The sequence below is a fragment of the Paenibacillus sp. DMB5 genome (genome assembly GCF_001517085.1).
GTDB lineage: Bacteria > Bacillota > Bacilli > Paenibacillales > Paenibacillaceae > Paenibacillus_AQ.
Genome location: NZ_LRAC01000002.1, coordinates 13,986 through 37,535 on the forward strand (window position 1 = coordinate 13,986; position 23,550 = coordinate 37,535).

Genomic DNA, 23,550 nt, shown 5'->3' on the forward strand with positions numbered 1-23,550 from the left:
GTTATTTTAGACCAGTTTGCTAGGAATTTCTATCTGTTTGAAAAAAAATAACCAGCCCTATGACAGACAACGATAATCTGCAGACGGGAAATCGGGCATAGCTATATATGAGGATAGCGAGTAACGAGTAATCGGATCACAAAACTACTCTCTGCATTAGTTCTTATTTAGTTTCAAAATTATACTTGCTTTATAAAAGTAATATGCTATAATTAACTTCATAAAGGTCAACACGAAATCCAATACACTTACTTTTGGGAGGAATTTCAAATGACAACATTGAACATCGGGATTATTCTGGGAAGCACACGCAAGGGCCGCGTAAGCCCGCAGGTCGGGGAATGGGTGAAAGGCATTGCAGATGCCCGCGGAGATGCCAACTATGAGATCGTAGACATTGCCGACTTCAAGCTTCCGCTGCTGGGCGAAAGCGATGATTACGCCCCTGCCGCAGCCTGGGCCGCCAAGCTGGCTACTCTGGACGGTTTTGTTTTTATCGCCCAGGAGTATAACCACAGCATTACCGGAGCACTCAAGAATGCGCTTGACTCTGCCCGGGAAGAATGGAACAACAAGGCTGCCGGGATTGTCAGCTACGGTTCGGCAGGCGGAGCACGCGCGGCTGAACATCTGCGCGGAATTCTAGGTGAGCTCCAGGTAGCTGATGTCCGGGTGCATCCGCTGCTCTCCCTCTTCACCGACTTTGAGAACGGCACAGTCTTCAAGCCGGCTGATCTGCACAAAGCGAACGTCAATGCGATGCTCGATCAGGTGCTGGCCTGGAGCGGTGCCCTGAAGACACTGCGCCAGTAACATCATCGTATCCCTAACAAATACAGCAACCAGCCGCTTCTCACCGGGAGCGGCTGGTTGCTGTTATTAATGTCGTTAAATGAAAAAATTCTCATGAAACCTTAATCTAATCATGGCGTACTTAAGGGTAATAAAAGAGTAAGATTATATTATAAGCACAATATATCTTATAAGGAGGAAACATGATGCTTAGAAAACTTCTTGGCAAGGTACTGCATTCTGTAGAACATTCCAGGCCGGGCGGACACCGTAAATACTCAAGCAGTCACAAAGGGAGGTCATTTTACGGCAGACATTCAAGCAGCAGCCGCGGATATAAGCGGTATTCATCATCCGATGCGCACCGCGGCGGAAGCGGTCATAAATATTATAAAAACCGTTACGGCAGTTCCAGCTAAAAGCCTGCTGCCGGAATGGTCCAGGAGGCGCCTTCATGCTCAAGCTGAAGGCGCCTCTTTAATGTTATTTCAGCAGGCTCTGATGTATTGCCTCAGCATCCCGGACAAAGTCCGCAGTATCCGCATAAGGTTCGGCGTGTTCTCCAAGCAGCCGGTTGAGGAGCATCAGCATGTCCGGCGATACCTGCAGCTCCTCCCGCCAGCTCCGTTCTTGCTTCCCGCGTTCAGGCTCATAAGCAGAATACAGCATAAACAGCATCAGCTGGCCCATATCATAGAGATCCGAAGCAACAACCGGCGGCATCCGTTCAGGCAGCACTACTGTCTGCATGGCATCCGCGCCACTTGAATCCTCCTGCTCCCCGATCCTTTTTGCCAGGCCGAAATCAATCAGATACAAGTCATCACCCTGCAGAATCACATTAGGAATCCGCAGGTCCAGATGGACGTATCCCCGCGAATGGACATGCATGACCAGCTCTGCCAGCTTAAGAATGACTGCAAGGCTTTCCCGCTCCCCGTAGATAAGCTTGTCGTCAAAGATCAGGTCCTCCAGTGTTTTTCCCGTAACATATTCGCTGACCAGCCAGTTCGAGCCTTTAAACTCCAGATAATCCCGGCATGCGGGGATCCTGGGATGATCCATGGACTGGAGGATCCTGTACTCCTTCTCGAGGAGCTTCCGTCCCGCGTCTTTTTTGCTGGGTCTGGACTGCTTCAGCGCATAAAGCTCCCCGTCAGCAGTATCACGGCAGCAATAGGTAAGCCCATAGCTCCCCTCACCTAGCAGATGCTGTATTACATAACGCCCGCCGATCAGCTTCCCCTCCGGGAGCGGGTAATCCTGCCAGGCCTTTATAAATCCGCGCAAGCGCTCCGCCACCAACCCCATAGCCTTCCATCTCCCGTCCTGCCCAGATATGGAATAAGGTTAACATATTGAACCTCCGTACGCCAAATACACCGGCATCCATATGCCGGTGTAGACAGGTGGGACACGTTCTCCAGGCTTCCAGTATTCAACCGGACCTCACGGATCAGAAGATCCGTTTCTTGTCCTTCTCCTCCATCAGGATCTGTACGGACTCCTTAAACCGGATCGCGTGAATAATCTCCCGCTCGCGCAGGAATTTCAGGCTATCCTGCAGGTCTACATCATCCGTCATGTCAATCAGCCACTGGTATGTAGCCCGGGCTTTTTCCTCGGCGGCAATATCTTCATACAGGTCAGCGATCGGATCACCCTTGGCTTGGATATAGCTGGCAGTCCACGGAACCCCGGCTGAATTCTGGTAGAACAGGGCGTGGTCACGCTGCGCGTAATTCGGTCCCAGGCCTGCCGCTTCCAGCTCCTGCACGGATGCATCCTTGGTCAGCTTGTAGATCATCGTAGCAATCATCTCGAGGTGGGCAAATTCTTCCGTCGAAATATCGTTAAGCACGCCGATTACCTTATCCGGAATCGAATACCTCTGATTCATGTAGCGCAGCGCTGCGGCCAGTTCCCCGTCAGCGCCTCCGTATTGCTCCATCAGGTAGCGTGCCATCCTTACATCACATTTGCTGACACGAACAGGATACTGCAGCTTCTTCTCATAAATCCACATCCGGGAGCCTCCCTCCTATACGTTGTGATATCGCTACACTTGCCAGGGCCACGGGCTCTGGTTCCATTCCCACGGACATTTGGAGTAGGCCCGCCCGAAATTCTGCAGCGGCCCGTACAGCTCCTGAAACTGATTGGCCAGCCGGGTCCGTTCCTGGGTCAGCTGATTAAACTGCTCAATCGCCTTTAGATCCTCCGGATGGGTATTCAGATACAAATTCAGCTCGACCAGTGCAAAGTCAAGCACCTGCAGCTGCTCCAGCATTTCATAATATCGCGGCTCACATGCATTTGGCTGCTCCATCTGACTAGATGCCCCCTTTCCCTTTTCCGGCTTTGGATTCGTAAGGACTGTAAAATGCCGGCCATAAAGTCCCTGCCCTCAGGGCTTCCGGCAGCGGATACTGCGGCAGGCCCGGCGGCTGGAAGTTGATATACTGGTTCGGCGGCACAACATACGTTTTGAATGGCACCGGCGGGCAAGGATCAAACGGTCCGCGGTAAGTGGCCCATACACGCTCCTGGGAGTTCAATAGCGTTCCCCTCCTCATTGGTTGATACCTCAATTCTGGCTATGATCTCTTCGTAGCTATTGTATGAGACTTCGCCAATCAATCAGAACGTTCATGGCAAAAAAAACCGCACCGCCGCACCAGGACAAAACCCTGAATACAGCAGTACAGCTTATTCTTACCGGCAGCGGCTTTAACCCAAGCCGCTCTATTCTATTCCCTCATCTGCAGCGCTGTCTGTTTCTTCCGCCTCGGGCGGATTCTCCCGGTGGATTTTGATTCTGGTAATCCGCAGCCGGGTTGATTCCTCCACCTCAAAGGTAACATCGCCCACAACAATGTTTTTACCCTTCGACGGGTTGCCCTCCAGCTCCTTGAACAGCCAGCCGCCGATGGAATCGACTTCTTCGTCTTCTATAATTACACCAGTCAGGTCATTGACATCCTCAATCAGCATCCGCCCGTCCACGGAGATATATTCCCCGTTACGTTCAACGTCTGGACGCTCATTCTCGAACTCATCATGCAGATCGCCGACGATTTCTTCAAGAATATCCTCGGCAGTCAGCAGGCCGGCCGTTCCGCCGTACTCATCGACCACCAGCGTCAGCTGGGCTTTATTCTTCTGCATCAGCCGCAGGGCATGGCTAATCTCCATTGATTCCGGTACATTCAGAATCGGACGTACCAGCGAAGCCAGATCATTCTGCTGATCGAGCGGGGCAAACAGCAGGTCGGTGATGTGAATAAATCCGATAATCCGGTCTTTGTCCTCATTGGCTACGGGATATCTGGAATGCTTGGTTTCCGTTATAATCCGCATGTTCTCTTCCAGCGATAGATTGCTGTACAGCACATCCATATCGGTGCGCGGCAGCATGACTTCACGGGCCAGCAGGTCCGAGAATTCAAATATATTATCCATCAGCTTCATTTCATCCTGATCAATGACCCCGCTCTTGGCGCTCTGATTCATCAGGATGCGTATTTCCTCCTCCGAGTGGGCGGCTTCCGCTTCACTGGCAGGCTCCACGCCAACCAGTCTAAGAAGCGCATTTGCCGAAGCATTCAGAATCCAGATGAACGGAAGAAACAGATTATAAAAGAACATCAGCGGTGCAGAGAGCAGCAGCGCAGAGCCTTCTGTTTTTTGAATCGCCAGGGATTTCGGAGCCAGCTCCCCCAGTACAATATGTAAGAAAGTAATAATGGAAAATCCGACTATAACCGACACAGTAGAAATTAAAGTATGATCGGTAACGCCTAGCTGAAACATCAGCGGCTCTACCAACAGCTCCGAGATTGCCGGCTCCCCGATCCAGCCCAGCCCGAGGGAGGCAAGCGTAATTCCGAATTGGGTAGCAGACAGGTACGCATCCAGCTTCTTGTTAACCTTCAGCGCGTATCCGGCCATTTTGTTCCCCTCGCTCACCAGCTGGGTCAGACGGGACTGTCTGACCTTCACCAGCGAAAACTCCGCAGCAACAAATATACCGTTTAACAAGACAAGCACCAGAACCAGAACCAGATTAAGCAATAAGCTTCCTATGTCAAATTCCGTATGCACAATAACAACGCCTCGATTCTACAGTGTGATCGCCTTTCTTGATTTGAAATCGACCTTGGGGTAATACATATCAGCCACCAGCAGATTCGGACCGCAGCAGCCCGCAGCATCACAGAAGCAGTTCACCTTCTGGTTAAGAGGATGGCTGTTCTGCCAGTCGGCAAAGATATCGTCCAGCCTGCTTGAGCCAATGTTGCCGAAAGCGGAAATATCGGCAAAATCCGTCACAAATACATCGCCGGTAAACATATTCACATTCACCCGGTTCCGTCCGTCCGGATCATTGCGCAGCGTCACATTCTTCTCTGTCCGCAGTCTGTGCAGCAGCCGCTGGTCCTCTTCAAGAGAACTGCAGGCGAAGAACGGAAGCGTGCCGAACAGCATCCACATCTCCGGATCACGGGCGTCCAGCAGAGAATGAATCGCATCGCCCATCTCCTTCAGCGATAACACCGGCAGTGAGGAGGCAAAGCTTGAGGCATACATCGGATGAACCTCATGGCGTCTCGCGCCCATGTCACCGATCAGCTTATGGATTTGCGGCAGCTTCGTATGGGTACGGTAGTTGATCATGGATTCTGCGGAGATCAGCATGCCATCCTCACTGAGCCGGCGGGAATTCTCAATCATTGTGTCATATAGCCGGTACGCGGCTTCCCTGGCGACAGGATGTCCGCTGTTCGCGAAGCCGACCTCATGGAAGTCATCGCCGTTTACATAATTAAATGAGATATGCATAACATCCAGATAAGGCAGCAGCTTCTCATACCGGGCGTACGGCATCGTCAAATTTGAATTAATCTGTGAGCGGATGCCCCGCTCGTGTGCATATTTCAGCAGCGGTACAATAATGTTATCTACGGTAGAAGCACGGAACATCGGCTCTCCCCCGGTAATGCTTATGGTTTGCAAATGCTCCACTTCGTCAAGGCGCTTGAGCATATTGGCAAGCGGCAGCATTTCCCCTTCCTTCATGGTGAGGCTATCACCGACCGCACAGTGTTCACAGCGCATATTGCACAGATTAGTAACCGTCATCTCCACACTGGTCAGTACATGCTGTCCATGCTGACGCAGCGAAGTAATCGGATCCCAAGGATCATAGCTTGGCGACAGCTCCCTTATTATTCTTGATGAAGGTTCTAATATACTCATTTTTGCTTGCTCCTTTAATACGTATTCCTTATTATTAACCCAAATAAATGAAAAAGATAGGCAACTTACCCTTTATCATACCACGCCCGGCCAAAAAACTGCATATTCCGAAACCGCTGGATGCCGGTGTGCCGAGAAAACAGCTCCTAATGAAAAACAGCGGGGCGATAACAGGCATTGTCAACCGCACAATTGCGGCTGCTGCCTGTTATTCGCTCCTCGCTGCTAGGAGGCAGAATGCTTCGTGCGAAGCCTCCTGCCGCAATTTCTGCAATTCAGGTGGACTTCGTCTGCTCGTCTTCATCCGAGACATCGGAAATCACTACGGAAAGCGCGGTGCCCAGATCAATCTCATACGGCGTAACCGGTTCACCTTCCTGACCTGTAATCACCCGTACTACCGGCCTATGCGGTATGCTGGGGTCTATCTTCACAACAATACCGCTTTCCCCTGTACTCAGCTTGACTGTCAGCCCAAGCGGATAGATTGCCACTCTGTCTCTGAACAGCTCAAGCTGCTTCTGCTCGTACAAGGTACCGGAACCGACATACAGCGCTTCAACCGCCTGGTGGGGCAGCATCGCTTTTTTGTAGATCCGGTTAGAGGTCATCGCATCATAAGAATCAGCGACACCCAGCCACTTGGCGTATTCATGAATCTGCGGACCGGTCAGCCCGCGCGGATAGCCGGTGCCGTTAATACGCTCATGATGCTGCAGTGCGCAATGCGCCGCGAGCAGCGGGATGTTAGGCTCATCCTTGAGAATCCGGTAGCCGATCTCCGTATGGGCCTGCATATGGCGGAATTCTTCATCGCTAAGCATACCGGGCTTTTGAACGATTTTGACCGGAATCTGGGTTTTGCCGATATCATGCAGCAGCGAACCGAGACCGAGCACGCGCAGCTCTTCTCTGCTGTAGCCATAAGCAATGCCAAGGACAAGTGTATACAGACATACATTAAGTGAATGGACATACAGGTAATTATCAGCTGTGTGCATATCCGCCAGCATAATCATCGGATCTTCCTGGGAGGACATATCGTCCAGAATGGAATCCATTACCTTGGAGAATTTTTTGTCCAGATGATAAAAGCCTTTGGTAATACCGGACATGCTGGACATCTCCTGGAACTGGTTACGGATTACCTTAAGCGCCTGGTTACGCGTTTCATCATGCAGCAATGTGGTGATCACAACATCATCTGTATTGGCGTCCTCTATATAGACATAGCCGATGTCGATCCTGGCCAGCCGCTTAATTAACGCATCCGTCAGTTCTACCCCGTCAGCGAGCAGAACAAGTCCTTCATCATTATAAATCTTTTTTCCCAGCTTCATCCCCGACTGAAGCCGATTCACGGATACTAAACGCACCTTGGCTCACTCCTGCCTTTAACGGTAAATTACTATTCTGTTTCTAAAGCTATAAATGCATTCTGTGTCTATACCGTTATATTGAACGAACCTGGGCTAGCGCATAATAAACAGCCAGAAAACGGCTGCCAGTATAAAACGGTAAATGGCAAAATGCGTCGGTCTGATCTTCTGGATCAGCTTCATAAATAATACCACCACGACATAAGCGACCACAAAGGCAATCACGAAGCCGATCGCAAAATCCCAAATGGTATCCTTGGTGAAATATTTGTAAGAATCCAGCAGCTCATAGCCGGATGCAGCGCACATAATCGGAATGGCAATAAGGAAGGAGAAGTCGGCTGACGCCTTATAGCTTACCCCGCTCAGCATACCGCCTGAAATCGTTGAACCGGAACGTGAAAATCCCGGCCAGAGCACTGAAATAATCTGGTACAGACCGATGGCCAGCGCCTGGCCGTAGGACAAGTCATCCAGCTCATGCGCAGTCACGCGCGATTTGCGCTTGTTCCACCACTCCGCCACAATCATCAGTATCCCGCCGGCAACGAGCGCCCAGAGCACCGTAGTGGCTCCGAACAGGCCTTTAATAAAGTCCCGGGCAAAAAAGGCCACAGCCAGCGCCGGAGCAATCCCAAGGATCACGTGAATCAGATTGAGCCGTGAGGCCGGCATTACTCCGCCTCTGCCCCGGTTACTGCGCCCGATGCCGAGCAGATCCAGCACCCGTTTGCGGTAGACCAGTGCAATGGCCAGAATTGCGCCAAGCTGAATCACGATTTCATAGGTCTTCATGATCGGCGACTGTTCATCAAAGCCAAGCAGCTTGGTAGTGAGAATCATATGGCCCGTAGAAGATACCGGAATAAATTCGGTAATTCCTTCTACTATAGCTAGAATTATTGCTGTAATTGTATCCATAGCTTCCTCCTGATTGAAAAATGAACACTGCTTCGGGTTATTGCCTTTGCTGTTATGTGCTTATGTAAGAAAAGCTATTAAGCGCCTGTGTCTACCCAGCGGATACCGGCGCTTTCTTCCAGGCTTCCAGGACGCTGCAGCTCCATCCGCAGCAGATCGCGCAGAAAATGCGGCACCAGATACACCGGATCGCGTCCGTTCGCAATACTCTCATAGCCGGAACGGAAGGTGAACATATCCAGGGTACCGACCTCATATTCCGTTTCGTCCTCCAGCGGCTCCCCTTCGACAAAAACTGCAATACTGTTATCATAAGGCATCACAGCAGGGTCGTACAAGATTTTTAATCCGTCGGCAGCCAGGCTGCCGAGCACCTTTCCCCTGAAGCCGTAACCGAATATCGGCTTCATGCAGAACGCTTCTGTCAGGCTCTGCGCAAGAGCGGTCCGGATGTCTCTGCCCGTAAGCTTTATAATGCAGGGATTGATCGGTGACGGGCACAGCGCATGCAGCATACCTGCTGTTATGTTGCCTTCCGGAAGCGGACCGAGCAGCTGACCCGTATTGACCAGCGACAGTCTGGTGCCTGTAAACCGGCGCACGGCCTGGGCCAGCAGATTGCCGAAGGGCGATTCACCGAGCAGATCCAGCGGAAGCTCCCGCTCTGTAATCGCTACAGTCTCTTCCAGCGCCTCATGCCCCTGCTGCTGATGCAGTGCAGCCGCCGGAGCAATCACGGACTCGGTCAGCTGCTGATCCAGTTCAACGCAGCCGCCGCTTACCAGTCTGAACGGGCTGCCGGCTTCAGGCCGCTCAAACTGCAGTCTGCCCAGATAGCGGCCGAATTTCCCGGCCCCGCAGACCGCGGTTCCGTTAATCAGGAGCGGCTGCTCCAGCAGATGATGGGTGTGGCCTCCGAGAATGGCATGCACGCCCTCCAGACGCTCGGCCAGAATCTTATCTGCCGGCAGTCCCAGATGGGAAAGGATGATCACAATATCCGCCTGCTGAGCCAGCAGCCGGCATTGCTCACGAAGCGCATCCTCAGGCTCCATGACTTCCCATCCCAGCAGTGCATAAAAGGAGGTAAACGCAGCAGTAGCCCCGGTTATGCCGATCCTGATGCCGTTCTTCTCCACAATGGCATGCTGCCTCATCCATTGCGGAGGCTGCCCGGTGGCGGCATCAAGAAAATTACAGCATACTACGGGGCACTGCAGCCCTGAGAATATGGCGGCCAGCGTCTCCGGTGAAAAGGTCAGGCCTTCGTTATTGCCGATGGTTACCGCGTCATACCCGGTCAGATTGATGATGTCTATATTCGCCTGACCCATTGTACCTTCCGTCTCTACAGCGGCCCGGTCCATATGGTCGCCGATATCCACCAGCAGCACTGCGTCCTCACCTGCTGCAGCTTTAAGCCCGGCTATTCCGGCGGCAATGGGACTCATCGTCTCAAAATGGCTATGTATATCATTGGTATGCAGTATCGTCAGTCTTTGCGGTGCAGACTCCATGAGCACTAGTTCCCTTCCTTCTGTAAAGCCGTTCCGGCAGAAGCGGCAGGCATGTAATCTTATGTAGCCTAGCATAACATTTTCAGGGGCATTATGGTATATTGGAATCATTATTAGAACCCCGAGGTGAAATGAACAATGCAGATCAACATTCGCCTGTTCGCCGGCCTGGCCGAGCTGTTCAGTGCATCCACCCTGAAATTCCAGGCACCCGAAGCCCCGTTGACCGCAGGCAGACTGAAGGCGCTGCTTGCCGCTGCTTATCCTGAGGCTGCACAGCAGATCCATACTTCACTCGTAGCTATTGACCACGAATATGCGCCTGATGATACACCTGTTACTGAAGACTCTGAAGTAGCACTGATCCCTCCAGTATCAGGAGGGGAACCTGCAGATACCGACGGGGAGACAGCCGACGGACTGTTTATCATTACCGGCCAGCCTCTTAATGCGGAAGCACTGCTGGACAAGGTGCTGGATCAGAATCACGGCGCTTCCCTTGTATTTGTTGGTACTACCCGGGAAATGACCGGGGACCAGCGGACAACAGCCCTTCATTATGAAGCCTATACTCCCATGGCGCTTGCCAAGCTGCAGGAAATCGGCAACGATGTCCGGAGACGGTGGAATGCTAATTGCGCAATTGCACACCGGACAGGCCTGGTAGGACTTAAGGAGGCCAGTGTCATCATCGCCGTCTCTGCAGCCCACCGCGACATCTGTTATGAAGCAAGCCGGTATGCCATCGAGAAGCTGAAGGCCGATGTACCGGTATGGAAGAAGGATATCAATGAATCCGGTGAGGTCTGGCTCGGCTCTGACCCGAAAGCCAAAGCGTATAAATCCCTGTAAACCTTACGGTAAAACCATTGAATAATTCCGTCTTTGTTGCTATGCTGGGTACAAATTACTATTAGTAAGGTGGCATAGCATTGAGAGTACACGTCATGGATCTTAAAGCCGGTGATTACCTGCAGTCGGATACCTTTAGTTCAAGAGGCCTACACGTATTATCCAAAGGATCGCGCCTTCGGCTTGAAGAAATCTCCAGGCTGATACAGCACGGCGTTGATTACGTTGATATTGATGCCCGGGAGCACATCGTTATTCACACCGGCAGTTCTCCCGTCATCGAGACTGTAAATGCAAGCTTTGACAACAGTATAGAAGGCTTTGAGTCACTGTATTTGGAAGCGTTGACCAAAGGGAGCTTCAACCAGTCCGTGGTAGATGACATCCTTCAGCCTACCCTGCAGGCACTGGACAAGCACAAAGATGTAGTAACGCTGCTGATGCTGCTGGACAGGGAAGATAATTACACGTACAACCATTCCCTGCAGGTTGGCATGCTTTCCTATTATATAGCATCATGGCTCGGATATTCCAAGCAGGAGTGTTATGAGATCGCTCGGGCCGGATATTTAATCGACATCGGCAATTGCCAGATTCCTCCGTCCATCCTCCAGAAGCCGGGTAAGCTTACACCTCAAGAATATGAAGAAGTCAAACTACATACGCTTTACGGCAATGAAATTATCCGCAGTTCCATGGACCACCCCTTTACGGCGCTTATTGCCCTGCAGCATCATGAACGGGATGACGGCACCGGCTATCCGAACAACCTGACCAAATCCGAGATCCATCCCTATGCCCAGATTGCAGCCGTTGCCGATACTTACAGTGCAATGACCTCCCAGCGGGCCTACCAGTCGAAACAGGAATTCATCTCCGTCCTGCGGGAACTTAATTCCCTCAGCTTCGGCAAGCTGAACGGCAGTCATGTACAAGCCTTCATCCAGCATCTGATGCCCAATTTCATTAACAAAAAGGTGCTGCTCAGCACCGGTGACAAGGGTGTTATTATTATGAACAATCCCCTTGATGTCTTCCGTCCGCTGGTTCAGATTGAGAGCAAATTTGTTGATCTGTCCCGTGAGCGCCATATCACCGTAGCAGAAATTTACATGGAATAAGCACAAGAGGCTTCCTACGCTGCTGATTGCGGCTGGAGCCTCTTTTTTAACTTCCGCCCAGCTCCTTAACTTAAAATTTCAGGTCCATTCTAGATACTGATTCAGTTCATCAGGGAAATTACTTTTTATGGCTTGTACAACCGTTTGGACTCCTGTTTCTCTGGCGAGGCTGTTAAGACAGCTGCACAAAAACTGGAGGTGGAGTGATGCTACTGATTCATCAGCGGCTGGCTGAGCTGTATACGATAAGCCGCATGCGACCGCTTACGCCGGCAGAGCTTACAGAACAAGAGCACTGCCTGCACGCTAATAGCGTCTACTGCTGGGAAATAAGCCGGCTGAATATGGAGGGGCAGCTTGCAGCCCGGACCGGGGACGCGTTATGGCAGGAGGAGATTCAGGCACAGCTGCTGGAAGTACAATGCAGCGGCAAAGCTGCCAGACGGCGCAAAGAGTAGCACACTTGAACGGCAGGAGGCTCATATTTTATGATAAAGGCACTATAAAATGTAATAGGCATCCAGGAGATGAATACTATGATTACAGGCCTTTTCGAAACCCATATTAATGTTAGCAATTATATCAGGTCATCGCAGTTTTATGAGCAGCTGCTCGGAATTCTTCCGCTGCTTGATGATCCTGTCCGCAGGTCTAAATTTTACTGGGTCGGCAAACCCGGGGAAGCTATGCTGGGAATACGCGAGAATTACCCGTCTCCGCTTGTTCAGCGCCAGCATTTTGCCTTCAGAATTGAGCTGAACGATATGCTTCGGGCTCGCAGCTATCTTGAAGGGCTAGGCATCAAGGCCGAGAATTTCCGGGGTGAGAGCGCTGAAGAGCTGCTGGTCTTCCCCTTCATGCCGGCAGTATCGATCTACTTCGATGATCCGGACGGTCATTCCCTGGAGCTGATTGCGATGCTGCCGGATGTTCCCAGACCGGAGCTTGAGATCATGCCCTGGACAGAATGGGAAGGTCTGCACGGCAGGGAGCTGCCTGCCTCCTCTTCCTTTACAGAGTAAACATAAAGCAGCAGCCCGTAACCTGGCAATCAGGAACGGGCTGCTGCTGTTTATTGCTATAGGAAGCGGAATTGCGCTTCAATTAATCCGTTATAAATCCCATCGCGTTCGGTGAGCTCGGCATGATTGCCCTCTTCCTTGATTTCACCGTGATCAAGCACGACGATCTTGTCGGCATGGCGGATCGTCGAGAGCCGGTGGGCTACGATGAAGGAGGTCCGTCCCTGCAGCAGGATTTTGAGCGCATCCTGGATTTTGATCTCTGTCTCGGTGTCGATGCTGGCTGTTGCTTCATCCAGAATCAGAATCCGCGGGTCAGCCAGCAGCGCCCGGGCAAAGGAGAGCAGCTGGCGCTGTCCCATCGACAAGGCGCTTCCCCGTTCCTCTACCTCCGTATCATAGCCGCGCGGCAGCTTCATGATAAATTCATGTGCATCGACCGCCTTGGCAACCTCTTCAACCTCCTGGTCGGTTGCATCCAGCCGCCCGAAACGGATATTGTCACGGATCGTCCCCGAGAAAATGAACGTATCCTGCAGCACGATCCCGATCTGCTCGCGAAGACTCTGCAGCTGTACATCACGCACATCGTGACCGTCAATCGTCAGCTCACCGCTTTTAATATCATAGAAACGCCCGATCAGGTTGATGATGGTGCTCTTCCCTGAGCCGGTATGCCCGACAAGCGCAATGGATTGGCCTGCCTTGACGTCAAGCGAGATGCCCTTCAGCGCCGCACGGCCTTTTTCATACTCGAACACGACGTTTTTGAAGCGGATAACCCCTTGAATCTTCGGCAGCGGCTTCGCATCCGGCTTATCCTGAACCGCAGGCTGCTCATCCAGATATTCGAATATCCGCTCGGAGGAAGCCATGGCCACCAGCAGCTGGTTGTACATCTGGCCCAGCCGGTTAATCGGATCCCAGAAGTTGCTGACATAGGTGCTGAACGCCACCAGATAACCCACTGTCAGCTCGCCTGACTGAATAAGGTAAGCCCCGAACCAGAACAGAATCATGGTGCCGATCCCGCCGGTAACCTCGATGATCGGACCAAACGCCTGGTTCATCGCTGAAGCCTTGTTCCAGGATTTGCGGCTGTCCATATTCATCGCGTCAAAATACTGCATGTTCTCCTGTTCCTGCGTATACGCCTGGGTAACCCGAATGCCCTGAATCGACTCATTCAGGTGGGAGTTGATGCGCGAATTTTTCATCCGCACATCCTGCCAGGCGATCCGGATTTTCTGGCGCAGCTTGGTGGAAACAAAGAACATAATAGGTACGGTAATCATTACGGCCAGTCCGAGCTTCCAGTTAATCAGCAGCAGAATGACCATAATCCCGACAAGCTGCACACAGTCGATCATCAGATTGACGACCCCGTTCGTGAACAGGTCCTGCAGGGAGTTAATATCATTGGTCACCCGTACCAGTACGGAGCCCGCCGGTCTTTTATCGAAGAAGTTAAACGACAGCTTCTGAATATGCCGGAACAGATCTGAACGCAGGTCGTAAATGACCCGCTGGCCGATCACATTCGTATATTTAATCCGGTATACCCCAGCGATCCACTGGATCAGATAGAGCACAATTACACTCACCGTCAATGTATACAACAGGGTCAGGCTGGGGCTTCCTTCCTTGGGGGCAATCGCCTTATCAATCGCCATACTGGTCAAAAAAGGAACGGTCAGCTTCGTTACCGTACCCAGAATCATCAGCACCGAGACAATCGGCAGCATCTGCCTGGCATAAGGCTTCATGTAGCCGAACAGCCGGGTGAACTGCTTCCAGTCAAACGCCTTGTCGATCTGGTCATCGTCCTTGTATACAAAACGCTCCTCAAGGAGCTGCCCTGCAGCAGCCTTGCCCGGTTTACCCGGCTTGCCGGCAGGTCCCCCTGCCGCCTGTTTCTTTTCAAGCTCCATGCTCCGTTCCCTCCCCTCTATCCTGCGTCCTGGCCAGATAATCGGCATATTGAATCCGGTATACATCCTGATAAGGCCCTGGAATTGCAATCAGCTCATTATGCGTACCCTTCTGCACCATCCGCCCCTGATCCATCACGATGATCTGGTCGGCATGGCGCAGCGAGGAAATCCGGTGGGCAATAATCAGCGTAGTCCGCCCGCGCATAACCTCCTGGAACCCGGCCTGGATTTCATGCTCCGTTTCCATATCGACGGCACTGGTCGCATCATCGAGAATCAGAATCCGCGGATTCTTCAGCAGTGCCCTGGCGATGGCAATCCGCTGCTTCTGGCCGCCGGAGAGGCCCATCCCCCGCTCGCCGACTACAGTATCATAACCTTCCGGCATCTCCATAATAAAATCATGGGCCTTGGCAAGCCGGGCTGCGCGGATAATCTCCTCCATGCTAACATTTTTGAGGCCGTAGGCAATATTGTTGCGGATGGATGAGGAGAACAGGAACGTCTCCTGGAACACGGTGGAGATCTGTGAACGCAGACTGCGTACATTGAACTCCCGTATATCTGTGCCGTCAAGCGTGATGCTGCCCTGGTTCACATCATAAGCACGCATCATAAGCTGGATAATCGTCGATTTACCGGAGCCCGTACCGCCAAGGAAGCCGATTACCGCCCCTGGCTTGGCTTCGAAATGAATATCCTTAACTGCCGGCATTTTGTTGCCGTAAGCAAAGGTTACGTGATTAAAAACAACCTCCCCTTTCACCGCGGAAGCTTCCAGCGTAAGGGCATCTGCCTTATCCTGCACGTCAATCCGCTGGTTCAGCACCTCGAGCACCCGTTCTCCGGAGGCTTTGGATTGCGTATAGTTATTGATATGGAAGCCAAGTCCCCATACCGGGCCGATAATGTACCAGATCAGACTGAAAAAGGCTACCAGCTCGCCCAGCGACATATGCCCTTTAATGACCAGCGTACCGCCTACACCGAGCAGAATGGCAACACTGACCGAAGCCAGCAGCTCCATTACCGGAAAGAACTTGCTCCACAGCTCAGCAGCAAAAATCTGGTTATCCTTATAACGTTCATTACGGTGGGAGAACTTCTCAACCTCATAAGCCTCTCTGGCAAAAGATTTGACCGTCCGCACACCGGTAATATTCTCCTGAACTGCCGTGGTCAAAGAGCTCAAGGCAAGCCGCATCTCCTGAAAGGCCGGATGAATCCGCGATTCAAATCTGAAGGCTACTGCTGCCAGAAACGGCATCGTAATCAGCGTAATTAGCGTGAGCTGCCAATTGATGCTGAACATCATAATAGAGCCGAACAGCACCATGAAGAATACGTTCAGCAATTGGGCGAAGCCGAATCCGATAAAGTTACGGATTGCTTCCAGGTCCCCGGTCAGCCGGGACATCAGATCGCCTGTCTTGGCGGTATCATAGTAACGGAAAGACAGGAATTGCAGCTTCTCATAACAGGCATTGCGCAGGCGGTAGGCCAAAAAGTTACCCAGCCGTCCTCCAAAAAATCCGTGTGCAAACTGCAGGCAGGCTTTTACAAATACTACAGCTACAACGCTGAGTGCCAATACCGGCACCTCGGCAAACTTCAGGGGAACAATTACATCGTCAATCAGCCTTCTAAGTAAATTGGGGGTTATAAGCCCCACTGCAGTTGCGGCGGCCAAAGCAATAATCGAAAGAATCAAATAGTGCAGCTTCTCCCGGTAAAAGCCCCGCAGTTGCCTGAGAACATCCATGTCTCTCCTCCTTAAAGCTTTACAGGGTACAGCTTATTCCGTTTGCGCACCTGGCTGTACGAAATAACGCCGGCTCCGTAAGCATACTCTTCGTTCCTGCAATCTCGGCGCAGTCTGTAAGATACAGTTGCTTGCGATGCAAACCTCACATCGCAAGCCATATTTTTTAGCGCTTTCAATTTAGGGACTTTAAGCAGTTTATCACCCATGTTTTAATGCGGCAAAGGGGAGAAATGAGCATATTTCAGGTTTTTTCCGGTTAAATCAGGCTTAACCTGGGCTATTATAACTGCCGTATCTTTAATTGCTCCCGTTTCCTCCCAAATGCTGCTCAATTTAGCTTTAACGAAATTCAACGACTTTTTAATAGCAAATCACAAACGATAACCACCATATTTTACCATAATCTACCTCACAAAACTTTAATAGGCAATATTCTTTGGCAAATTGATCAAAAGTAATGCCTAACACTATTTTGCTAATCTTTCTGTAGTGATGATATAGCAGTACCGTATATATATGGCTACCGTTATTTCCTCGGCAATATTCCGGAGAATCCGACGCTTATACTCTGTTTCACGTCCGTTAACGGTTACCTTTTATCAGCTTAAGGCGATAGCGCAAGCTCATCTATCAGCAGCCTATTATCAAATGACGACAAACTTATTCTCAATAAAAAAGTGTCCGCTGTCTCAGACATAAAAATGTCAGAGTACAGCGGACACTTATTAATGAATCAGGTACGGAGCACGGGTCCCTGTAAGTACAGGGATTAGCCGATGCTTCCTTCCATCTCGAACTTGATCAGTCTGTTCATTTCGACCGCATATTCCATCGGCAGCTCTTTGGTGAACGGCTCGATGAAGCCCATGATGATCATCTGTGTAGCATCAGCCTCAGTCAGGCCGCGGCTCATCAGATAGAACAGCTGCTCTTCGGATACCTTCGATACCGTAGCTTCATGCTCAAGAATAACATTGTCATTCATGATCTCATTATACGGGATCGTATCCGATGTGGATTGGTTATCCAGAATCAGCGTATCGCACTTGATATTCGCTTTGGCGCCTTCAGCCTGACGGCCGAAGGAAGCGAGCCCGCGGTAAGTTACCTTGCCGCCGTGTTTACTGATCGATTTGGAGACGATAGTCGATGTTGTGTCAGGTGCCAGGTGAATCATCTTGGCGCCTGCATCCTGGTGCTGGTCTTTACCGGCAACCGCGATGGACAATACCGAACCCTTGGCTCCGCGTCCCTTCAGGACAACCGCAGGATACTTCATAGTCAGCTTGGAGCCGATGTTGCCGTCCACCCATTCCATAGTGGCATTTTCTTCGGCTACAGCACGCTTGGTTACCAGGTTATAGATGTTCGGGGCCCAGTTCTGGATCGTAGTATAACGAACACGTGCGTTCTTCATACATAGGATCTCAACAACTGCGCTGTGCAGGGAGTTCGTGCTGTAGATCGGGGCTGTACAGCCCTCTACATAGTGCACGAAGCTATCCTCATCCGCAAGAATGAGCGTACGCTCGAACTGTCCCATATTCTCGGAGTTGATGCGGAAGTAAGCCTGCAGAGGCACTTCGCATTTCACGCCTTTTGGAACATAGATGAAGCTTCCGCCTGACCATACTGCACTGTTAAGTGCGGCAAATTTGTTGTCAGCCGGAGGAATGATCGTGCCGAAGAATTTCTTGAACAGCTCAGGGTGCTCACGCAGCGCAGTATCTGTATCTGTGAAGATAACGCCCTGATCCTCAAGGTCCTTCTGCATGCTGTGGTAGACTACCTCGGATTCATATTGCGCCGAGACACCGGCGAGGAACTTCTGTTCCGCTTCCGGAATACCGAGCTTGTCAAAGGTTTCCTTAATTTCGGAAGGAACCTCTTCCCAGGTCTTACCCTGTTTCTCGGAAGGTCTTACATAATATTGAATATCATCAAAATCCAGTTCGTCCAGATTGCCGCCCCATTTAGGCATTGGCATTTTACGGAACTGCTCCAGAGACTTCAGACGGAAATTAAGCATCCACTCCGGCTCATTTTTGATTGCGGAGATTTCGCGGACGATTTCTTCCGTGAGTCCTTTACCAGACTGAAATATCGACTTGTGCTCATCACGGAACCCGTACTGGTACTCCTCCATATCAGGCGCTTTCTTAGCCATGGTGTCAGCCTCCTTGTTCTAATGTTGTTGTTGCCCTTCTTCTGTTTCAATCCCTTTACGCAGCGCGTTCCAGGCCAGGGTGGCACATTTGATCCGCGCCGGGAATTTATTTACACCGGACAGGGCTTCTATATCTTCGTAATCTCCGAAATCTGCATCTTCACCCTTCATCAGAGAGGAAAAGCTGTCAGCCAGCTCAAGTGCACGGCCGATCGTCTGGCCTTTGACCGCTTCAGTCATCATGGAAGCAGATGACATGCTGATCGAGCAGCCTTCACCGCTGTACCGGGCATCCTTGACGATGCCGTCCTCTACTTTGAGCTGCAGCGTAATGCGGTCGCCGCAGGTCGGGTTGTTCAGTTCGATCTTTAGTGCATCGTCTTCAAAAGAACCGCGGTTCCGGGGATTTTTATAATGATCCATAATAACACGTCTATACAGGTCATCCAAGTTCATAAGAGAAGTACTCCTTTGCCTTGATTAGGCCTTTAACCAGCGCATCTACATCCTCTTCGGTATTGTATAGATAGAAGCTGGCCCGGGCCGTCGAGCTGACCTGCAGCCAGCGCATAAGCGGCTGGCAGCAATGATGTCCGGCCCGCACAGCGATGCCTTCGGCATCAAGTACGGTAGCCACATCATGCGGATGGACGTCGCCGAGATTAAAGGTGACTACGCCAACCTGGCGGTTGCGCGGCCCGTAGATGGACAGGTCGCTGATCTCCGAGAGCTTCTGCTCCGCATAAGCGGCAAGCTTCATTTCATGGGCATGGATATTGTCCAGCCCGACCTCCTGCAGGAAATCAATAGCGGCCCCAAGACCGACAGCACCGGCAATAATCGGTGTGCCGCCTTCGAACTTGTACGGAAGCTCTTTCCAGGTCGAGTCATACAGGCCGACGTCGTCAATCATCTCGCCGCCGAACTCAACCGGCTCCATGGCTTCCAGCAGTGCTTTCTTGCCGTACAGGGCGCCGATGCCGGTCGGAGCCAGCATTTTGTGGCCGGAAAACGCATAGAAGTCGCAGTCCAGATCCTGGACATCCACCTTCATATGCGGAGTGCTCTGTGCGCCGTCCACTACAATTACTGCACCGTGGCGGTGGGCGATGGCAGCCAACTCTTTTACAGGATTCGTAACCCCCATTACATTAGAAACATAAGCAATGGCCACAATCTTGGTCTTATCCGTGATTGTTGATTCCGCATCCTCCAGCCGTACCGTTCCGTCCTGCTGCAGCGGGATGAACTTCAGGGTAGCCCCTGTCCGCTTGGCCAGCTGCTGCCACGGAATGAAATTGCTGTGATGCTCCATCTGGGTGATAACGATCTCGTCACCTTCGCCGACTGCAGCAGGACCATAGGAGGAAGCTACAATATTCAGCCCGGTTGTTGTTCCGCGGGTGAATATGATCTCCTTGATGCTGCGGGCGTTAATGAATTTCGCTACCTTCTCACGCGCGCCTTCGTATGCATCCGTAGCCCGGCTGCCCAAGGTATGAACACCGCGGTGCACGTTTGAATTATCCCATTCATAATAGGCTTTCACTGCTTCAATGACCTGGCGCGGCTTCTGTGAAGTCGCGCGCTGTCCAGGTAAACGAGCGGATGCCCGTTAATCTTCTGGTTCAGGATGGGAAACTGCTCCCGGATACTGCTGCTGATCATTGGCCTAACTTCCTTTCCACAAGAGATTGGAGCTGGCTGCGCAGTCCCTCCAGTGGAATTTGCGACACGACAGGTGCCAGGAAGCCGTATATGATAAGTTTCTCTGCGTCATGCCGTGTAATCCCGCGGGACATCAGGTAATATACCTGCTCCGGATTGACCTGTCCTACGGAAGCGGCATGGCCTGCTGTTACATCGTCTTCGTCTATGAGCAGGATCGGATTGGCGTCTCCGCGCGCTTTCGGGCTCAGCATCAGAACTTTTTCAGTCTGCTGGCCGTCAGCTCTTGTAGCACCCTTCTCGATCTTTGTAATTCCGTTAATAATGGAATTGGCTGATTCGCGCATAACCGCACGTGTGATCATGTCACTTGGCGTATGTTTGCCGAAATGCTGTGCCTGGGTAGTATAGTTCAGCTTCTGGGAGCCAGAGCCTACAGCAATCACTTTGGCATCCGAGCTGGAACCGTTGCCTTTGAGCACCGATTTGGTATCGCTGGCAGTATCACCATAGTTCATCTCACCGACAATCCATTCGATTGTGCCGTCATTCTCAACAACCGCCCGGCGGTAAGTGACATCCGTTGTGTCTGCACCCAGCTGATGGACAGTTGCATAACGCACTGTGGCACCAGCACCCACGAAGACTTCAACCGCACCGTTGTGCAGGCCTGCTTCGGTCTTGTCAGATACATAGTTGTCAACATAGGTAACAGAGCTGTTGGTATCGGCAACGACAAGAATATGCGGAACAAACGCAGCTTCGGCATCATCGGTAAGCAGAACGGCCTGCAGCGGAGTATCAATAACCACATTTTTGGGAACATAGAGGAATACACCGCCGTTCCACAGTGCAGCATGCAAAGCGGCAATGGAATGCTCGCCCGGTAGCACAGCCTTGTGCAGATAACGCTGAACAAGATCGCCATGCTCTTTGGCCGCAGTCTGCAGATCGGTAAAGATTACCCCTTGTTCTGCCAGCTCAGGCGCCAGCCGGGTGTAGACCACACCTGAATTCTGCTGAATAATCAGGCTGCCCTCCTCTTGGTCCTTAATAAGCGCAGCAATCGCCGCAGGTGCTTCATTAAGTGCCGTTAGCGGCTTGCTTGCCTTATAGCTTCCGTAGTTATTCACGTTCCAGCGGTCAATCCGCGTCTTCTCCAATTTCGGCAATTCCAGTTCGGCTGCCAGAGCCAGCGCCTGCAGGCGCTGTCCTTCAGCCAGCCCGGCTCGCCGCTGCCCTGCGATAATTCGCTGAGCCGCTCGGCGTCCACCGGAAGAATGGTTTGCGTCGTCATAAGTGGTTTCCTCCTTCCTGGTGTCTTTGTTTAGGCTTCCTGTCCTACTGTTTCGTCTTCAATGCCAAGCTCTTCCTTAACCCATTCGTAGCCTTCTGCTTCCAGACGCTCAGCCAGCTCAGGTCCGCCGGATTTAACGATACGGCCCTGCATCATGACATGCACGAAATCTGGCTTGATGTAGTTAAGCAGGCGCTGATAGTGGGTAATGACCAGGAAACCGCGTTCCGGGCTTCTCATCGAATTTACGCCTTCCGCTACAATCTTAAGAGCATCAATATCAAGGCCGGAGTCGATTTCGTCAAGAATGACGATCTTCGGATCCAGCATCATCATCTGGAGAATTTCATTACGCTTCTTCTCACCGCCGGAGAAGCCTTCGTTCAGATAGCGGTGCAGGAATTCCGGATTCATCTCCAGTTCCTTCATTTTCGCTTCCATCTGGCGGATGAAGCGGATCAGGGAGATTTCATTACCCTCTTCACGGCGGGCATTGATGGCGCTGCGCAGGAAGTCGGAATTGGTTACACCTGCAATTTCACTCGGATACTGCATAGCCAGGAACAGGCCGGCACGTGCACGCTCGTCTACCGCCATTTCCAGCAGGTCTTCACCGTCAAGAACGGCTGTACCTTCAGTAACTTCATACTTGGGATGACCCATGAGTGCGGAAGCCAGTGTACTTTTACCGGTACCGTTAGGTCCCATGATGGCGTGAATTTCTCCGCCCTTCATCTGAAGGTTAATGCCCTTCAGAATTTCTTTTCCTTCAATGTTTGCTTTCAGTCCCTCAATGACAAAATCTGCTGCCATAATTAATATTCCCTCCACTCGTCAATTTGCGAAATCAGAAAGTTGTATTGTCACAGGATTTCCCTGATTGCCAGCACAATTATATTTTATATCACATTGTAATGATTATAAACAGAATCATAATGATTATCAATGATTCTCACTAATTTTATTACAAAGGATGCCTTTTTACAAATGTTGCTTTTCAATTTTCACAGCTATTTTACATGAGCCGACAGTTAACAACAGCTTGTTAGCTGCCTAACGCGGACAGGATTTCCGACCTCCGCCGCTCGAATTCGCTGTCGCTAAGAACCGGCTTCCATTGCTGCTCCGGCGGCGCATCCTTCAGTTCAATCCAGGAGCGGCAGCCTGAATATTCAGGCAGCACAGGTATGGTTGCCCCAGCCTCGCTCACATATACCCGCAGAAGCAGGACATGCAGCGGTTCCTTGGCTTTCCAGCGAAGACGTTCGGCGGCAAGCTGTTCGCTCCAGATATGGAACGGATACAGCAGCTCCAGCTGTTCCAGATCGCGGACCTCAATATCGTCAGTTGCTTCGGCATATACCGCAAGCGATACGGTTCCGCCCCCGCCTGCAGCCTCATCGGCCAGCGTCTGCGCGACCAGCGGACGGTAAGGTTCCTTAAGCAGCTCTTCACGCTGATGCTCGTAGGTGGGGTACAGGAAGAACGAGTGGCTTTTCAGCTCAAAGCGTCTGGTCTCCTCCGCAATGCCCCCTTTGCGCAGCAGGATGATCTGCCGCCTCCGGCCAGGGCATGTACAGCGGAAGCCCATTCCTTTAACGCTACAGGATTAATATTCAAGTACAGTCTCCCCTTTCCGTCTACGTGTACTTAACAGCAGGTTTACTATGGATTATATAACTTGCAGCAGCCATCTACAAATTGCTTGGATCACACCTTCCGCAGAAATATCTGTAGGTTATGGACTTCATTATATTTTACCGCAAAAAAATAAAGCCTCCGCACGGGCTATGTCATTAAGAAGCTGTTACTTAATAACTTTGCCCGTAAGGGAGGCTCTATTCCATTATCCAGCT

At 51.4% G+C, this 23,550-nt stretch carries 21 protein-coding genes and 2 pseudogenes; 6 read left to right on the forward strand and 17 right to left on the reverse strand.

All coding sequences use genetic code 11. From position 1 onward, the window contains the following. The first annotated feature begins 270 nt into the window (after positions 1–270). Together AWJ19_RS00100 and AWJ19_RS00105 are read left to right on the forward strand one after the other, a co-directional pair. Positions 271–813: an NADPH-dependent FMN reductase gene (locus AWJ19_RS00100; RefSeq protein ID WP_068720471.1), complete on the forward strand. Its 543-nt coding sequence runs from the start codon at positions 271–273 to the stop codon at positions 811–813. A gap of 185 nt (positions 814–998) precedes the next feature. Further along, positions 999–1,211, forward strand: a complete 213-nt coding sequence (locus tag AWJ19_RS00105; RefSeq protein ID WP_068720473.1) for a hypothetical protein — start codon at positions 999–1,001, stop codon at positions 1,209–1,211. A 64-nt stretch (positions 1,212–1,275) separates the two neighbouring features. On the opposite strand, the gene AWJ19_RS00110 is transcribed toward AWJ19_RS00105, so the two are convergent. From AWJ19_RS00110 to AWJ19_RS00150, 9 genes are all read right to left on the reverse strand, one after another. Further along, on the reverse strand, positions 1,276–2,103 hold the full coding sequence (locus tag AWJ19_RS00110; RefSeq protein ID WP_068720475.1) for a protein kinase: 828 nt from the start codon (positions 2,101–2,103) through the stop codon (positions 1,276–1,278). A 145-nt stretch (positions 2,104–2,248) separates the two neighbouring features. After that, on the reverse strand, positions 2,249–2,818 hold the full coding sequence (locus AWJ19_RS00115; protein ID WP_068720477.1) for a manganese catalase family protein: 570 nt from the start codon (positions 2,816–2,818) through the stop codon (positions 2,249–2,251). 33 nt (positions 2,819–2,851) lie between these two features. Next, positions 2,852–3,121: a spore coat protein CotJB gene (locus tag AWJ19_RS00120; RefSeq protein ID WP_068720479.1), complete on the reverse strand. Its 270-nt coding sequence runs from the start codon at positions 3,119–3,121 to the stop codon at positions 2,852–2,854. Between the two features lie 4 nt (positions 3,122–3,125). Then, on the reverse strand, positions 3,126–3,350 hold the full coding sequence (locus AWJ19_RS00125; protein WP_241781541.1) for a spore coat associated protein CotJA: 225 nt from the start codon (positions 3,348–3,350) through the stop codon (positions 3,126–3,128). A 187-nt stretch (positions 3,351–3,537) separates the two neighbouring features. After that, positions 3,538–4,896 (reverse strand): hemolysin family protein, encoded by a 1,359-nt coding sequence (locus tag AWJ19_RS00130; protein ID WP_068720483.1) that lies wholly within the window; start codon positions 4,894–4,896, stop codon positions 3,538–3,540. 18 nt (positions 4,897–4,914) lie between these two features. Continuing rightward, positions 4,915–6,051 carry a radical SAM/CxCxxxxC motif protein YfkAB gene (yfkAB, locus tag AWJ19_RS00135; RefSeq protein WP_068720485.1) on the reverse strand — a complete coding sequence of 379 codons (1,137 nt, stop codon included), beginning with the start codon at positions 6,049–6,051 and terminating at the stop codon, positions 4,915–4,917. A 275-nt stretch (positions 6,052–6,326) separates the two neighbouring features. Continuing rightward, positions 6,327–7,427 (reverse strand): HD-GYP domain-containing protein, encoded by a 1,101-nt coding sequence (locus AWJ19_RS00140; RefSeq protein WP_068720487.1) that lies wholly within the window; start codon positions 7,425–7,427, stop codon positions 6,327–6,329. A gap of 96 nt (positions 7,428–7,523) precedes the next feature. Continuing rightward, positions 7,524–8,351: an undecaprenyl-diphosphate phosphatase gene (locus AWJ19_RS00145; RefSeq protein WP_068720489.1), complete on the reverse strand. Its 828-nt coding sequence runs from the start codon at positions 8,349–8,351 to the stop codon at positions 7,524–7,526. Positions 8,352–8,428: 77 nt separating this feature from the next. Further along, positions 8,429–9,868: a bifunctional UDP-sugar hydrolase/5'-nucleotidase gene (locus tag AWJ19_RS00150; protein ID WP_068720601.1), complete on the reverse strand. Its 1,440-nt coding sequence runs from the start codon at positions 9,866–9,868 to the stop codon at positions 8,429–8,431. A 138-nt stretch (positions 9,869–10,006) separates the two neighbouring features. Here AWJ19_RS00150 and AWJ19_RS00155 point away from each other — a divergent pair, with 138 nt between their 5' ends. The 4 genes from AWJ19_RS00155 to AWJ19_RS00170 all read left to right on the forward strand — a co-directional run bounded on the left by AWJ19_RS00155 (position 10,007) and on the right by AWJ19_RS00170 (position 12,863). Further along, positions 10,007–10,720 carry a molybdenum cofactor biosynthesis protein MoaE gene (locus AWJ19_RS00155; RefSeq protein ID WP_068720491.1) on the forward strand — a complete coding sequence of 238 codons (714 nt, stop codon included), beginning with the start codon at positions 10,007–10,009 and terminating at the stop codon, positions 10,718–10,720. A gap of 80 nt (positions 10,721–10,800) precedes the next feature. Then, positions 10,801–11,841, forward strand: a complete 1,041-nt coding sequence (locus AWJ19_RS00160) for an HD-GYP domain-containing protein (protein WP_068720493.1) — start codon at positions 10,801–10,803, stop codon at positions 11,839–11,841. Positions 11,842–12,047: 206 nt separating this feature from the next. Continuing rightward, entirely contained in the window at positions 12,048–12,299 is a 252-nt protein-coding gene (locus AWJ19_RS00165; RefSeq protein WP_068720495.1) for a hypothetical protein, read from the forward strand. Positions 12,300–12,377: 78 nt separating this feature from the next. Further along, positions 12,378–12,863, forward strand: coding sequence for a VOC family protein (locus tag AWJ19_RS00170; RefSeq protein ID WP_068720497.1), 486 nt, complete (start codon positions 12,378–12,380; stop codon positions 12,861–12,863). Positions 12,864–12,919: 56 nt separating this feature from the next. On the opposite strand, the gene AWJ19_RS00175 is transcribed toward AWJ19_RS00170, so the two are convergent. From AWJ19_RS00175 to AWJ19_RS00210, 8 genes and pseudogenes are all read right to left on the reverse strand, one after another. Further along, positions 12,920–14,794, reverse strand: coding sequence for an ABC transporter ATP-binding protein (locus AWJ19_RS00175; protein ID WP_068720499.1), 1,875 nt, complete (start codon positions 14,792–14,794; stop codon positions 12,920–12,922). Next, the gene (locus AWJ19_RS00180) at positions 14,784–16,559 is read right to left on the reverse strand and encodes an ABC transporter ATP-binding protein (RefSeq protein ID WP_068720501.1); all 1,776 of its coding nucleotides are present in this window, start codon (positions 16,557–16,559) and stop codon (positions 14,784–14,786) included. Before AWJ19_RS00180 ends, AWJ19_RS00175 begins: the two co-directional genes overlap by 11 nt. A gap of 772 nt (positions 16,560–17,331) precedes the next feature. Continuing rightward, entirely contained in the window at positions 17,332–18,729 is a 1,398-nt protein-coding gene (sufB, locus tag AWJ19_RS00185; protein ID WP_068720503.1) for a Fe-S cluster assembly protein SufB, read from the reverse strand. An 18-nt stretch (positions 18,730–18,747) separates the two neighbouring features. Beyond that, the gene (gene sufU, locus AWJ19_RS00190; RefSeq protein WP_068720505.1) at positions 18,748–19,185 is read right to left on the reverse strand and encodes a Fe-S cluster assembly sulfur transfer protein SufU; all 438 of its coding nucleotides are present in this window, start codon (positions 19,183–19,185) and stop codon (positions 18,748–18,750) included. Then, a pseudogene (locus tag AWJ19_RS00195) lies at positions 19,172–20,397 on the reverse strand (cysteine desulfurase). The gene sufU and the pseudogene AWJ19_RS00195 overlap by 14 nt, the downstream one beginning before the upstream one ends. After that, positions 20,394–21,694, reverse strand: a pseudogene (sufD, locus tag AWJ19_RS00200) (Fe-S cluster assembly protein SufD). The pseudogenes AWJ19_RS00195 and sufD overlap by 4 nt, the downstream one beginning before the upstream one ends. A gap of 30 nt (positions 21,695–21,724) precedes the next feature. Then, positions 21,725–22,507, reverse strand: a complete 783-nt coding sequence (gene sufC, locus AWJ19_RS00205) for a Fe-S cluster assembly ATPase SufC (RefSeq protein WP_068720507.1) — start codon at positions 22,505–22,507, stop codon at positions 21,725–21,727. Positions 22,508–22,739: 232 nt separating this feature from the next. Next, positions 22,740–23,285, reverse strand: coding sequence for a DUF1802 family protein (locus tag AWJ19_RS00210; RefSeq protein ID WP_347231075.1), 546 nt, complete (start codon positions 23,283–23,285; stop codon positions 22,740–22,742). Positions 23,286–23,550 lie beyond the last annotated feature (265 nt).

Coding starts and splice junctions, on each gene's coding strand:
- AWJ19_RS00100 (WP_068720471.1), top strand. CDS start 271: ATGACAACATTGAACATCGGGATTATTCTGGGAAGCACACGCAAGGGC.
- AWJ19_RS00105 (WP_068720473.1), top strand. CDS start 999: ATGCTTAGAAAACTTCTTGGCAAGGTACTGCATTCTGTAGAACATTCC.
- AWJ19_RS00110 (WP_068720475.1), bottom strand. CDS start 2,103: ATGGGGTTGGTGGCGGAGCGCTTGCGCGGATTTATAAAGGCCTGGCAG.
- AWJ19_RS00115 (WP_068720477.1), bottom strand. CDS start 2,818: ATGTGGATTTATGAGAAGAAGCTGCAGTATCCTGTTCGTGTCAGCAAA.
- AWJ19_RS00120 (WP_068720479.1), bottom strand. CDS start 3,121: ATGGAGCAGCCAAATGCATGTGAGCCGCGATATTATGAAATGCTGGAG.
- yfkAB (WP_068720485.1), bottom strand. CDS start 6,051: ATGAGTATATTAGAACCTTCATCAAGAATAATAAGGGAGCTGTCGCCA.
- AWJ19_RS00145 (WP_068720489.1), bottom strand. CDS start 8,351: ATGGATACAATTACAGCAATAATTCTAGCTATAGTAGAAGGAATTACC.
- AWJ19_RS00150 (WP_068720601.1), bottom strand. CDS start 9,868: ATGGAGTCTGCACCGCAAAGACTGACGATACTGCATACCAATGATATA.
- AWJ19_RS00155 (WP_068720491.1), top strand. CDS start 10,007: ATGCAGATCAACATTCGCCTGTTCGCCGGCCTGGCCGAGCTGTTCAGT.
- AWJ19_RS00165 (WP_068720495.1), top strand. CDS start 12,048: ATGCTACTGATTCATCAGCGGCTGGCTGAGCTGTATACGATAAGCCGC.
- AWJ19_RS00170 (WP_068720497.1), top strand. CDS start 12,378: ATGATTACAGGCCTTTTCGAAACCCATATTAATGTTAGCAATTATATC.
- AWJ19_RS00175 (WP_068720499.1), bottom strand. CDS start 14,794: ATGGAGCTTGAAAAGAAACAGGCGGCAGGGGGACCTGCCGGCAAGCCG.
- AWJ19_RS00180 (WP_068720501.1), bottom strand. CDS start 16,559: ATGGATGTTCTCAGGCAACTGCGGGGCTTTTACCGGGAGAAGCTGCAC.
- sufB (WP_068720503.1), bottom strand. CDS start 18,729: ATGGCTAAGAAAGCGCCTGATATGGAGGAGTACCAGTACGGGTTCCGT.
- sufU (WP_068720505.1), bottom strand. CDS start 19,185: ATGAACTTGGATGACCTGTATAGACGTGTTATTATGGATCATTATAAA.
- sufC (WP_068720507.1), bottom strand. CDS start 22,507: ATGGCAGCAGATTTTGTCATTGAGGGACTGAAAGCAAACATTGAAGGA.
- AWJ19_RS00210 (WP_347231075.1), bottom strand. CDS start 23,285: ATGGGCTTCCGCTGTACATGCCCTGGCCGGAGGCGGCAGATCATCCTG.